This window comes from Methylocapsa polymorpha (assembly GCF_045689225.1).
Taxonomy (GTDB): Bacteria; Pseudomonadota; Alphaproteobacteria; order Rhizobiales; family Beijerinckiaceae; genus Methylocapsa; species Methylocapsa polymorpha.
The window spans coordinates 1731234-1743636 of the sequence record NZ_CP136862.1 but is presented as its reverse complement, the minus strand read 5'-3'; the positions used below and the strand labels follow the sequence as shown (position 1 = coordinate 1743636).

At 60.3% G+C, this 12403-nt stretch carries 9 protein-coding genes and 3 pseudogenes; 2 read left to right on the top strand and 10 right to left on the bottom strand.

The window, feature by feature from the left end; translation table 11 throughout:
- Window positions 1-16 precede the first annotated feature (16 nt).
- Both RZS28_RS08075 and RZS28_RS08070 read right to left on the bottom strand, forming a co-directional pair.
- Complete coding sequence (locus RZS28_RS08075; RefSeq protein WP_407340803.1) at window positions 17-3862, bottom strand: adenylate/guanylate cyclase domain-containing protein; 3846 nt, start codon at window positions 3860-3862, stop codon at window positions 17-19.
- 132 nt (window positions 3863-3994) lie between these two features.
- Window positions 3995-4240 (bottom strand): annotated as a pseudogene (locus tag RZS28_RS08070) (hypothetical protein); the annotation flags it as partial.
- Between RZS28_RS08070 and RZS28_RS08065 the strand changes: the two are divergent.
- Complete coding sequence (locus tag RZS28_RS08065; RefSeq protein WP_407340802.1) at window positions 4143-4835, top strand: IS110 family transposase; 693 nt, start codon at window positions 4143-4145, stop codon at window positions 4833-4835. The pseudogene RZS28_RS08070 and the gene RZS28_RS08065 overlap by 98 nt on opposite strands.
- 19 nt (window positions 4836-4854) lie before the next feature.
- Here the strand turns inward: RZS28_RS08065 and RZS28_RS08060 are convergent, their stop codons facing one another.
- The 3 genes and pseudogenes from RZS28_RS08060 to RZS28_RS08050 form a co-directional block, all read right to left on the bottom strand.
- Window positions 4855-5361 (bottom strand): ferritin-like domain-containing protein, encoded by a 507-nt coding sequence (locus RZS28_RS08060; RefSeq protein ID WP_407340801.1) that lies wholly within the window; start codon window positions 5359-5361, stop codon window positions 4855-4857.
- Window positions 5362-5533: 172 nt separating this feature from the next.
- Window positions 5534-5761: a general stress protein gene (locus RZS28_RS08055; RefSeq protein ID WP_407341075.1), complete on the bottom strand. Its 228-nt coding sequence runs from the start codon at window positions 5759-5761 to the stop codon at window positions 5534-5536.
- A pseudogene (locus RZS28_RS08050) lies at window positions 5760-6526 on the bottom strand (IS630 family transposase); the annotation flags it as partial. The gene RZS28_RS08055 and the pseudogene RZS28_RS08050, both read right to left, overlap by 2 nt.
- On the opposite strand from RZS28_RS08050, the pseudogene RZS28_RS08045 reads away from it, so the two are divergent.
- A pseudogene (locus RZS28_RS08045) lies at window positions 6509-7006 on the top strand (transposase); the annotation flags it as partial. The pseudogenes RZS28_RS08050 and RZS28_RS08045 overlap by 18 nt on opposite strands.
- 233 nt (window positions 7007-7239) lie before the next feature.
- Here RZS28_RS08045 and RZS28_RS08040 read toward each other — a convergent pair.
- From RZS28_RS08040 to RZS28_RS08020, 5 genes are all read right to left on the bottom strand, one after another.
- Window positions 7240-7920 carry an ABC transporter ATP-binding protein gene (locus RZS28_RS08040; protein WP_407340799.1) on the bottom strand — a complete coding sequence of 227 codons (681 nt, stop codon included), beginning with the start codon at window positions 7918-7920 and terminating at the stop codon, window positions 7240-7242.
- Complete coding sequence (locus RZS28_RS08035) at window positions 7917-9509, bottom strand: ABC transporter permease (protein WP_407340798.1); 1593 nt, start codon at window positions 9507-9509, stop codon at window positions 7917-7919. The genes RZS28_RS08040 and RZS28_RS08035 overlap by 4 nt, the downstream gene beginning before the upstream one ends.
- Window positions 9510-9513: 4 nt before the next feature.
- Window positions 9514-10533 carry an extracellular solute-binding protein gene (locus RZS28_RS08030; protein ID WP_407340797.1) on the bottom strand — a complete coding sequence of 340 codons (1020 nt, stop codon included), beginning with the start codon at window positions 10531-10533 and terminating at the stop codon, window positions 9514-9516.
- Between the two features lie 111 nt (window positions 10534-10644).
- A complete protein-coding gene (locus tag RZS28_RS08025) occupies window positions 10645-11262 on the bottom strand; it encodes a hypothetical protein (RefSeq protein WP_407340796.1) in 618 nt (205 codons plus the stop codon).
- 45 nt (window positions 11263-11307) lie between these two features.
- On the bottom strand, window positions 11308-12219 hold the full coding sequence (locus RZS28_RS08020; RefSeq protein WP_407340795.1) for a DUF1259 domain-containing protein: 912 nt from the start codon (window positions 12217-12219) through the stop codon (window positions 11308-11310).
- Window positions 12220-12403 lie beyond the last annotated feature (184 nt).

The window sequence follows — 12403 nt, the reverse complement described above, 5'->3', positions numbered from 1 at the left end:
AATTAAATGTCTAAATTCATATCTCACTAGAGATAATGAAGTCATGTCCGCCATGCGACAAGAGCGCATGCAGCGTCCCCTCGGACCGACGGATTAGAGGCTTGGCCCCTTGCGCGGCGGCGATCGCGACCGCGGTCCTTGCATCCTGCTCGGCGGTCGCCGAATCGCCAAGCGCGCTGCGAGCGAGCGAGCGAACGCGGTAAAGTTCCGGCAGATAGGCGCGCTCGACGCGACGTTCGGAATCCGCGATGGCGTCTGAGAGGCGGAGCGCGGCTTGCGCCGGGTCGCCGGATTCGATCAGCAACTCGCCGAGCATAGGCTCGAACTGACTCATCACGATGGAGGCGCCTGTCGCTGTGAACTGCCGCATGTTCTCGATGATGCGCTGAATGGCGCCGTCGCGGTCGCCTTGCTGCGCCTCGACAAAGGCGAGACTTATCCGCGCCATCGGCTCCCAGAAGCGGAAGCCCTCATCCACCGAGATGCGAATGGCCTTCTCGGCGATCGGTGAAAGCCGCGCCCATTGGCGCGCGAAAAGAAGGAAATATGACGATACGCATAGGCAATGCACCAGCGCCGGAGGATGATTCAACGCCTCGGCCATCGCGTGGGCCCGCGCCATGGCTGCATCTGCTTCCGCATCGTCGCCAAGAAACCAATGCACGTTCGCCAGCAGAGTGGGCAGAGCCAAACTTGGCGAAAGTTGAAAAGCCTGAAGCGCTCGGAGATCGCTTTCGGGGTCGTAGCGGGCGACGCCCGCGCAGCCGGCGACTAGCGCCTCCCGATACTCGCCGCGGGAGTAGTGCGTGTATGTAAGGGCATGCGCGGCCACGAGGGCAAACAACGTGCTCCCCGTCTCGTCGGCCATGGCGGCGACGGTCCGCGCAGTTTGAAGCGCTGGGTTCATCTCGCCCCGGATGAAAAAACTCGTCCACAAACCCCAGGTCGCGCCGCACAAAGCTTCTCTGTCCCCAACAGCCGTCGCCAGTTCGACGGCCCGTTTACAAGCCGTCTCGACTTCTGGGGCCGCCCAGCCGTAGATAGCCGAAGTCGCCGGCGCGAGCGCCATTTGAATACGAAGCTCGGTAAGGGCGCGTTCGCCGTTCTCAGGCGACAGGGCCAGTTGGTCGAGCGCCGAACGGAGATAGGTTACACTCGGCGCGTTCGCCGCCCGGTCGAGCGCGTGCAGCCCAGCCGCCAACCAGTGAGTCACGGCAGGCGCGGCGAGGCCCCCGTTTGAGCAGTGGCGCGCTATCACTTCCGGTTCGGCGCCTTCGAAGTGCGGGTTGTGGGCGAGCATCGCCTCGGCGACAATGCGATGGAGCTCGCGCCGCCGCTTTTTGAGGAGCGATTCATACGCCGCGTCCTGCACAAGGGCGTGGTGGAACGCGATCACGCCGGCGTCCTCCTGCCGAGCCAAGTTCGTAAGACCCGAATCGCAAAGACAACGCAAGCCGCCTTCTATGTCAGTGTGATGCGGCGCAATAAATCGGAGCATTGCGGCGCTGAATTCGCGGCCGATGACGCTGCCGATCTGCGCGAGCTCCTTTATCTCCCCGAGCTGATCGAGGCGCGCCATAAGTGAGTCCTGAAGAGTCCCAGGTATCTTCAGTGCGGCAAGTGAATGCGGGTCGCCGCCGTGATCCGACATGGCGTCGAGCACCGTCCTCGCCAGTTCTTCGACGAACAGCGGCACGCCCCCCGCCTTTTGGAGGATCGTCCGGACGACGGAAGCAGGCAGCCTGCGCTCGCGCATGACCGTGTTCAGGAGCCGGGCGCCGGTTGCGGCGTCGAGCGGATCGAGCGTGATTGGCCCGCCGCTCCCAGCGACGCGCCAGGGCGGCGTGAAAGCGGGCCGAGACGTCACGAGCAACAGCGTCGGCAGCCGCTCGATGCGGTCGATGAGCATCGTCAAAAAGTCGAGCGTCGCCGCGTCCGCCCAGTGCGCGTCCTCTATCAGGATCAGGACCGGCATCTCGCCTGTCATGCCTTCCACCCACCGCGCGAGCGCATCATATGTGCGGCGCGCCCGCGTGGGGGCGTCGAGCTCCGCCCGTCCAATGCTCGTGATTCCAAGAAAGTCGGCGAGAAAAGTCACATCATCGGCCCCGAGCGTCGGCGAGGCTGCGACAAGCGCCTCCAGTCCAACCCGCCGCGCCTCAGCCGGAAGAGTCCTCGATAAGCCGGCCCTCGTCTCGATCTCTCGCACAATTGGGTGGAGCGGTCGATTGGCCAGATGCGCGGCGCAGTTCCATTCCAGGATCGCCACTGGCTCGTGGCCGATCCGCTCGATAAACGCACGCGCCAGACGCGACTTGCCGATTCCGGCCTCGCCGTTGACCAGGACGACCTGTCCCGCGCCGTCCCGCGCCGCGCTCCATAGCGTCCTGAGCGCATCGAGCTCCCGGCCGCGCCCGACGAAAGCATTGAGTCCGGCGCTCGCCCGCGCATCGAACCTGCTCTGCGCTGCGCCTTCACTCAGCACGCGGTAGATCGTAATCGGCTCAGGAAAACCGTTGAGTCGGACGTCGGCTCGCCTTTCGTAATCCAGCAGCGCTCCGCAAAGTCTTCGCGTCGCTTCGGAGATCATGATCTCGCCCGGCGCTGCAGCGCCCTGCAGCCGGACCGCCAAGCTGGGCGTCTCGCCGACGACGGACTGCTCAGGCGCCAATCCGCCGCCGCCAACCTCGCTGACCACCACCAGTCCCGTAGCGATGCCTATCCGGACCCTCAGGACTTCTCCGTCCGGCGTACGCAGCTGACCGACCTTCGCCACGATCTCCAACGCCGCGCGCGCCGCTCCCTGCGCATCGTCCTCTCGCGCCTGAGGATAGCCGAAATAAGCCAAAACGCCGTCGCCCATATATCGAGCGACGTAACCCGATCCAGAAGTGATGGCGACGGAGCACATATCCAGGAAGTTGCAGAGGACCTCGCTCAAATCTTCGAGCTCCAGCCGGGACGACATCTCCGTAGAGCCGACCAGATCGCAGAACATCGCGGTCAACTGGCGCCGTTCGCCCTTCAACGGCATCCCGGCGCTCGCGCGCGCATCGAACGTGCTCCACGCCGCGCTTTCTCCCAGCACGCGGTAGACCGTTATGGGCTCGGGAAAGCCCTTGAGTCCTATGTCGGCCCACCTTTCGTAATCGAATAGCGCTCCGCAAAGCCTTCGCGTCGCTTCGGAGATCACGATCTCGCCTGGCCCCGCGGCGCCTTGCAGCCGAGCCGCCAGGTTGAGCGTCTCGCCCACGACGGACTGCTCCGGCCCCAATCCGCCGCCACCGAGCTCGCTGACCACCACCAGTCCCGTAGCGATGCCTATCCGAACCCTCAGGTCCTCTCCGTCGGGCGTAGGCAGCTGACCGACCTTGGCGGCGATCTCCAACGCCGCGCACACTGCGCCCTGCGCGTCGTCCATGCGCGCCTGAGGATAGCCGAAATAAGCTAGGACGCCGTCGCCCATATATCGAGCGACGTAGCCCGATCCAGAGCTGATGACGGCAGAGCACATATCGAGGAAGTGGCGGAGGACCTCGCTCAGATCCTCGGGATCTAGGCGGCCGAACCTCTGCGCGGAGCCGGCGAGATCGCAGAACATCGTGGTCAACTGACGCCGCTCACCCTTCAGCGGCGGGCCGTCCCCCGCCGCCCTGCACAGTCGAGCGGCGTTGAATTGGGCTAGCCGCTCGGATCGCGCCCGCATGAACAGCTTCCGTTGGGCGAGCGTAAGGCCGATTTTGCGAAGGTCGGCTTCAGTCAACCCGTCGATCCTGCTCGCATCGATGTCGCTCGCGGCGAGCAGATCGAAGAAATCGCCGAGACCGCGCCGGTCGAGCGTCACCCTGAGCAAAGCAGACACAGTCGGAATTCCCCTCATGCATAGGCGACTCTATGATCATATCGAACCCCCTTGAGGCAAGCATCATGCAACGATTAGCGCGTCATGGCGCTCGCAATCATTCCTTATGCGGCCGGTCGGCGGGGGGAGCGACTAATCAACTGGGATGCTACGCCGCCTTAAGCAAAGGCGGCATCGGCTCGAAAATCCATGCGATTTGCGATCGGTGCGTGGATTTTGGGGTTGCCAGGTCAGCCGCTCGCTCAAATCGCCGTTGAGGACCCCCGCGCGAACCTGCAGCATGCGATGCGCGCCTTGCGGCGACCGTTGCATCTGCTGTTTCTTGACCATGCGCTTGGCGACCAGAAAATCGACGGCGGACTCGGCAAGCGACGAAGCGCAGGGGCACAAAAAGGCTCGGGATTTGGCGGAAGCCCTTATGGGCGAAGCGGACGAGACTATTCCGGCCTTCGTGCGTTCGGCGCTCGCGCCGCTTGTGCGCCAACTACATGCTCTGGATCACGAGATCGCGCAGAGTGATCGAGCCATCGCTACGTTGGCTCGAAACGACGAAACCTCGCGGCGCCTAATGACCATTCCCGGCTTGGGTCCGGTGACGGCCTCGGCGATGGCCGCGAGCGTCCAGGACGTCTCCGCCTTCTCTGGCCCACGCGAGTTCGCCGCCTTTCTTGGTCTGACGCCTAGACAAAACTCGTCCGGCGGCAAAGAACGACTGGGCCGCGTCTCGAAGATGGCCAATCGATGTTTGCGGAAGTTACTCGTCGTCGGCGCACATGCGGTCCTCTATCATTGCGAGCCGCACGAAGACTCGCTACGTTCCTGGGCGAAGAAACTCATTCAGACGAAGCCTTTCAAGCTCGTCGCCGTCGCGCTCGCCGACAAGCTGGCGCCTCCCCCTCCGAGGCGACGCCGACGAACCCGCGAATATGGCTGCGCGGGCCCGCCGAGAACTGGGCGGCCCATTAGGAGCTGACCGCCCGATCCGCGAGCCGCTATTGCGCCGCTTGGAGATTGACCTTGGATTCCGCGATTTCCGTAAGCTTTTCGTCCGCGGCTTTCTCCTCCTCGAGGTTCTGACGAAGCACGCTGGCGCAATCGCTCCGGCCGAGTTGCTCCGCCCAGGCGATGAGGGAGCCGTAGCGGCTGATTTCATAGTGTTCTACGGCCTGCGCCGCGGCTATGAGCGCAGCGTCGAGGACTTCCTTGTCGTCAACCTCGCCGGCGACTTCGTCGGCTTCCTTTATGATGCCGTTGATCGCCGGACAATTTATTGTCTTGGCCTCTACGCCGTGCATCTCGAATACTTGCTCGACCCGCCGCACATGATTGCGCGTTTCCGCCAAATGCTGCTCCAGGCCAGACCTAAGTCGCGAATTGGTCGCCTTTTCGATCATCGTCGGCAACGCCTTCACAATCTCACTTTCTGCGTAGTAGATGTCTTGCAGCGTGTGGACGAAAAGATCATCCAACGTGCCTATGTCTTTCGAGAAGAAGCCCATGATTTTCTCCTTGATGGTCTTGAGAGAGATGGGGCGTTGAGAAGAGGGCCGGGAGAACGCGCTGTCCTCCCGGCCGGCGCCTAGAGCATGTTTTCGATCAGAACATGCTCCAACTCCTTGAATCTGAGCGATTCCTTCCCGATCAGATGATTCCATCCGATCGGGAAGCCCTCTAGCGTCTGCCATGCGACGCCTCTCCGCCGCGGCGGTCGGCTTCAGCCGCCCACTCCTTGTCATTGGCGAAATTCCCCCCCCCCGACGCCTGGCCCCCTTTGCGGCCCGCTTCGGAAGCAAGTTCGCGATCCTGAGAGAAGCTGCGCTTCTCGTCGGGGACGCTTTGGCCTCCCTTGCGACCGGCCTCGGACGCGAGTTCTACCAAGTCTCTTTGATGATGACCGATAGGCCCAGTCTCTTGTTCCGATGGACATGATTTTCCAGGGCATATCGATGAGCTTGTTCCAGGCGAAGCAGCAGTGATCGAGGATGTCGTCGTAGGATTTGAAGATCGGGTTCGAGAGCCAGTTGTCGCGCATGAACCGCCAGATATTTTCGACAGGGTTCAACTCGGGTGACTTTGACGGCAACGGGAGGAGCGTGATGTTGCCTGGAACCGGCAGTTTCTTCGAGACATGCCAGCCGGCCTGATCGAGGATGAGGATGGCATGCGCGCCGGGCGCGACTGTAAGCGAGATTTCCTCGAGATGCAGAGCCATGGCCTCGCTGTTGCAGCAGGGAAGAACGAGCCCAGCGCCTTTTCCTTCGGCCGGGCAGATGGCCCCGAAAATATAGGCCGACGCCGTCCTCTGGTCGCGTGGCGCCGAAGGCCGTGTTCCTCGTCTCGCCCATCGGCGAGTGATCTTGTTCTTCTGTCCGACCCGAGCTTCATCTTGCCACCAAATCTCTATCGGTTTGCCACAAGCCTGTTGTGCGGCGGCTTCGTCCACGATGGCTGGAAAGCTTTTTTAAAAGCCGCGGCGGTTTCCTCGTCTTGCGCATGATGGCGCGGCCGCGCCGAGAGCTTGCGAAAGCCCATTGCGCGCAGTTCGCGGCTGAGCGTCTGCTTGGAAATCGAGACCCGGAACTCTTCAAAGAGCCACTGCGCGAGATCTATCAACCGCCAACGTACGACGCCATGGACGGCGGGGATCGGGCCAGCCTCGACGACATCTGGCATTTGGACGAGGTCGTCATTACGATCAATGGCGAGAAACGTTGGCTGTGGCGCACCGTCGATCAGGAGGGCTGTGTTCCCGACGAAATCGTCCAGGGCCGCCGCGACACAAAGGCCGGTCAACGTCTGCTGACGCAGTTGCTCAGAAAGCGAGGCGTTGCGCCCAGACACATGATCACTGACGAGCTCGGATCCTACGCCAGCGCCAAGCGTTTGATCATGCCAAAGGGCGAGCATCGCCCTCACAAACGGCTGAACAACCGAGCGGAGAATTCCCGCTTTCCGCTTCGAAAGCGAGAACGGGCAATACAGGGGTTTCGATCCTGGTCGCGGAGACAGCAATTCGTCTCGATCTTCTCCATCGTCCGCGACCTCTTCGTTCCACCACATTCACGCCGCTCCGCCTTCGCTACCCATCTGCATCGCCTCAACGCGATCGCTGAGTGGAGGTCTGTTGCAGCCGTGATCGCCTAGAGTCGTCAAGCGCGCGGGCGAATGCTGTCCGTCGAAGTTACCGTGACAACGCCGGCATTTAGGGATCCGTAAGGGAATTCAAGGATAAGCTCCTTCTCCGCGACTCACTACTTTTTTAACGAGAGCAACTTTCGCGAATATCGATACGTGCATTGATCAGACGGATGGCGCGCCGGAAGGATTCGCCGCCATGATTTGGAATACGGAAATGTCTCCCCTTTGGTTTACGCAGGTTAGGCGGCGGCGCCATTGCTTGCCGAATCGATCCGGCCTTGCCTCAGTCGTATGGTTCGCGTGCCGAGCTCCTTGGCTTCATTGTGACTGTGCGTCACATAAACCAATGTGAATCCGATGTCGTAATGCAACCGCAAAATTTCCTGTCGCATCTGCAGGCTGAGTTCATCGTCGAGATTGGAGAGCGGTTCGTCCATAAGCAGGATGCGGGGCGCCGTGGCCAGGGCTCGCGCAAGCGCCACGCGCTGCTGTTCGCCACCCGATAGTGTTCCCGGCCTGGCGTTCAAATAATCGCCGAGCCGCACCAGGTCGACCATTTCTCTGACCCGTTGGCGACGCTCGCGATTGGCGACTCGTTTTGCGATGAGGCCGAATTCAATATTCTCCGCGACAGTCATATGAGACCAGAGAGCAAGGTCTTGAAAAACCATGCCGATACCGCGCTGTTCCGGTTCCTGTAAATTTTTTCCAGCAGTCGCAGCAAGCTCTCCGTCGATTAGGATGTCGCCAGAATCTGGCTTGGCCAGTCCGGCGATCAAATGCAGCAGCGTCGACTTGCCGCAACCGGATGGACCGAACAGAACGACGCGCTCTCCTCTTTCCACTTTTAGAGATATGGCGTCTATGGCGACCCGGCTCTGGTAGGCTTTCGACACCTCGCGAAATTCGATCATGCTCATGAATGTCGCGCGCGATATTTCAGCCAAAGACCCGCCACCCCGAGCGGTAGTAGCGTCGCGGCGATCAAAATGACGCAAAGCGCCGCAATGAGATTTGGAGCGCCATTGGCCATTAACGTCAAAATACGGACTGGCAGTGTTTCATATCCCGCTGGATAGACGACCATGCTGATGCCCAGATCGCGCAGGCAAAACACATAGCTGATGAGCCATGCCGCCATGAGACCGCGAGTCGCCAGCGGCGCCACGATCCGCGTCAGCGTCATGAACCAGCTTGCGCCACTCAGCCGCGCGGCCTCTTCCAGGGATCGGGGAATGCGCGCCAGGGTCGCGGACGTAACCCGCATTGGCAGCACCGAATATTGGGCCAGATAGCCTAAAATGATGATCGCTGGCGTGGCGTAGATGACATTGGTCATCGGCCTGTTCCAAAGGCCGATGAGGCCGATACCGATGACGGTTCCCGGCAATGTAAACAAAAACAGCGCCAACCCATCGACGCTTCGCGCCAGAGGCTGTGTCGGATCATGAATCAGAACCCCACAAAAGAAGCCGAGCAATGTTAGTAGGGTTGCCCCGATGACCGCGAATGCGAGGCTATGCATGATGCTATCGCTCGCCCGTGAGAATGCTTCAACATACGCCCCGACGGACGATGATTGAATGACCAGCGCCAGCAATGGAAGCAATACCGAGACAAAAGCCCACACCGAGACGATAACGAAAATCGGAAGGCGCCAACGTTTGAGCTCGATTTTCGCGCGACGCTCGCCGGGCGCCTCAGCTCGAAGCTGGGAGACTTTCCCGCGCTCCAGTCCATACTCCAAGATCAATATGATTGAAGTGACGACGAGCATGGGAATCGTCGATGCGGTCGCGGTTCGAAAGTCATAGAAAGCGGCGAATTGTGTTAGAGCCTCGACCGGGTAGACCGGATAGCGCAAAAAGGTAGGCACGCCGGTTTCGCCAAACGTCAGAAGAAACACGAGCACGGCCGCGAACGCGATCCCCGGCGCAATCGATGGCAAGGTGATCCGACGAAGGATGCTCGGCCAACCGCTCACCAGCCGGGCTGCGTCCTCCCATCGTGGGTTCACGGCGCCCGCATGAGCGATGGTGAGCAGCATGACGATCGGCATGAATGCGGTGAACAATACTCCTGTGCAACCAAAGAGCCCGAAGAGCGCGGAGGACAGGAATTCCGTCGTTTCGGAAGGAAGTGCGTGACCGATCAATCCTCCCTTTCCGAGGATCGTGAACCAAGCCGTTGCGATCACATAAGGCGGCAACAATAACGGTACTGTGAACAGCGCCATTAGAACGTGGCGCCATGGCAAATCGGTTTTGCCGAGCAACAGCCCCAAAGCGGCGCCCACAAAAGCCGCAAGCGCCGAGGTCAGGAAGGACAGCAGCATGCTGTGCGCCATCGGCGCGGCCTGATGTTTGCTCGTCGTCAATAACGCGTCATAGGCCTTAGCGCTGAAGCCGCCATTCACAAAAAAGGTATCTGCGACCATCACAATGAGCGGTAAAAGTCCGATAACGGCGAGCAGGATCGCAGCGGCAGTCAGGGTGAGGCGTTTTTGCAATTTTTTAGGGTTCCGCCCAGCTCTTCAAGAATGGTTGGATCGCCTGCAATTTCGCGGCGATTTCAAAATAGTTCGCTTTCATCGTTTTGATAGATGCTATCGGCTCTAACCCCGGCGGAGGCGGAACCCCGCGGTGCAGCGGAATCTGCGCCGCGTCGGAAAAGGCGAGCTTTCTCTCGGTTTCTTTCGAGAGCAGATAGTCGATGAGCTTCTTGCCGGACTCCGGATGCGGCGAACCGGCGATCAGCACAGCTGCATTAGGAACGATGAAGCAGCCGATGTCGTCGGGGCCCTGATCTGGGTAGACCAATTCGACTGGTTGACCTTGCTGGATCCGGTTCACAACGTCGTCGCTATCCACCAGACTGAAAGTGAACTCGCCGCGCGCCACGAAATCGGCGCTGTCACCGTTGCTGGGGGAGAGCTTTACGGCGTTGTCGCGCACCTTCTGCATGAAGGCGCGGGCGCGCTCATCGCCCCAGAGAACGAAGAGGGCGGCGATCTGCGTCGTCGTCGTCCCGAAAAGCGGATTGGCGATCACTGTTTTGCCGCGCCATTCCGGGTCCGTGTAGGAAGTTATGGAGGCCGGCTGCGGCGTCGCGCCTTTCCGCACGATGAATACGCGCGCCCTCGCCGCAAAACCGGTCCAGTATCCGTTGGGATCGCGGAACGTCTCCGGGATTCCAGCCGCATTCGGGGAGACATAGGCCGCGGCGATGCCTTTTTGACGCAAGACCTCGGCGCGAACTGGCTCGTTGGCCCAGTAAACATCGGCTTGTGGATTGTTCTTCTCGGCGATGAGCCGGTTCATCGTCCCCGCGCTCTTTGTTTCCTCGGTGTCATAGACGGCGCGCACTCGGACGCCGGTCTCCTTCTCGAAATCTTTGAGGATGGGCTCGGAAAAGACCTCGTCATGGCTGACATATATGGTCACCGTCGGCGCCCCTGCAGGAGAATAGAAGCGCCATAAAGTTATTGCCGCCACGACCAAGACGGCAGCCGCCATCCAGAAGATCTTTTTCATCCAGGCGATCCTCTCGCTGCCGCTCGCGGGTCAGGAACTTCGGCTATTGCGCCAGGCGCGACTCGCAGCAGGCCCTCGATGCGGCGACGAATGCGCGTCGACTCCTTAACTCTATTTGTCGGCGAACGAAAAGTCATCGAAGGTCGTGACGCTGTCGGCCTTGGTCCATACTCCAATGGAGCCTGTGCCCGCGATATGATCGTCCTGCGATTCGATATATTGTTTGCCGTCCAAGAGAACCCTGAAAACATTTCCGGAGAATTCGACGCGCAAACTGTGCCATTGGTTCCGCGCCACTGGCGCGTCGACATATTTGATCGTGATGCGGCGTCCATGCTCGGTGTAATAAAGAGAAACGTTGTCTTCCAACGCATTGGCGCGCGCCACGTAGTAATTGTTTCCGTCCTTCCAGCGCCAGACAAGCCCCCCAGCCTGATCCTCGCTTCCTGACAGCGGCTTGAACTTGACCTCGACATAGCCGTCGGCGATCGAAACATTGTTCTTGACGCACCAGGGAAACGCGCCGCTCCCAGACTGTTTAAGAATGTTTGGTTGGCTTGGGGCAGATGGATCGGATTCGATCATCCATTTAGGCGAGCCTCGACCGGTCACGCCGCAGGTCCAATCGAGTGGCGGCGCGCCTGCCGACATATTGTCGAATGTGTCAATCTCCGCGAACGCTGGCGTCACAGCCATGATGGCCGCTGCTGTCGCGAGTAGACGCTTCATAAAGTCCTCCGAGGTTGCTAACATTAGTTTTGTATATCAACGAACCTAATTCGCGACCGCCGCCTGGGCGCTCAGGACGTTCTTGAACGATTGTGACAGGACCGCCGCTTTGCCTTTTCCCCAGAAATGCAGAAACAGATAGTGCGGCTCCTCGTGTGTCATGTGCTGGTGGATGGCGACAATATTGATGCCTTCGTGACGCATTGCCTTAAGGACAGGCTGAAGCTCGTTCTCGGTCATGGCGAAGTCGCCATCGATCACAGCCTCTTCATCGGTGCCTCCGAAGGCGGCCCAGGTATTGACGCCCATCGCATTGCCGATGGGCGCTCCATGCATCTTGGCCGGACGGCCGACGACGATCTTGAACATGCCCTCGCTCGCCTGCCCCTTTATGCCGAGAATGCCTTCGAGGGGCGCACTGGTGATGGCATTGGTTGCGCCGATTTTGGCCGGGAAACTTTTCGCGGGCGTCGGATTGGCCGCTCGGACTTCCGCGATCTTGTCATAGATTTTCTTCACGCCAGTGGCGAGGGCGCCGGTCTCCCCCATGCCGCCAATGTGCATGAAGTAGACCTTCGGCTCATCGAAAAAGAAGTGATTGTGCAGCGCTGTCACCTCGAGACCCGCGTCGAGAGCAGCGCTTATCGCCGCATTGACCTCGTCTTCGAACAAGACGGTGTCGCCCATCATCACGACTTGTCCGTCATGGGCCAGCGTAAAGGCTGCCCATGAGGTCAATCCCATGAAGGGCGGCATCTGCCATTCATCCACCTGGATTTTGACATCCGTCCTCGGCTTGCTGATCCTGACGACGTTCTCATTCGCGATGAGGGAGCTTTTGAGGCCTGACATTTGCTCGATCTTGGCCGCGTCGATCGACGCCGTGGTTTGGGCCGCAGCGGGACTGATCACCAGGGCGGTGAAAGCCGCGACGATCAGCATGGGTTTCAGTTGCATGGTCAGATTCTCCGACACTCGAACGTGGCAGGGCTAGGTCCCGTAGCTCTATGAGCGCAAGTTGCGGACCCGCACGGCTTACGAGAATTCTTCCCTTGAGCAGCGAGGCTGGCAGATTTCGTTTAAGGCAGAATTATGAGTCCTTTCGCCGAGACGGCTGGGACAGTTATCTCGCGATCGCCCG

Bases quoted from the DNA above. Each gene is read 5' to 3' on its own strand.
- RZS28_RS08020 (WP_407340795.1), bottom strand. From the start codon at position 12,219: ATGCAACTGAAACCCATGCTGATCGTCGCGGCTTTCACCGCCCTGGTG.
- RZS28_RS08065 (WP_407340802.1), top strand. From the start codon at position 4,143: ATGCGATGCGCGCCTTGCGGCGACCGTTGCATCTGCTGTTTCTTGACC.
- RZS28_RS08060 (WP_407340801.1), bottom strand. From the start codon at position 5,361: ATGGGCTTCTTCTCGAAAGACATAGGCACGTTGGATGATCTTTTCGTC.
- RZS28_RS08030 (WP_407340797.1), bottom strand. From the start codon at position 10,533: ATGAAAAAGATCTTCTGGATGGCGGCTGCCGTCTTGGTCGTGGCGGCA.
- RZS28_RS08040 (WP_407340799.1), bottom strand. From the start codon at position 7,920: ATGAGCATGATCGAATTTCGCGAGGTGTCGAAAGCCTACCAGAGCCGG.
- RZS28_RS08025 (WP_407340796.1), bottom strand. From the start codon at position 11,262: ATGAAGCGTCTACTCGCGACAGCAGCGGCCATCATGGCTGTGACGCCA.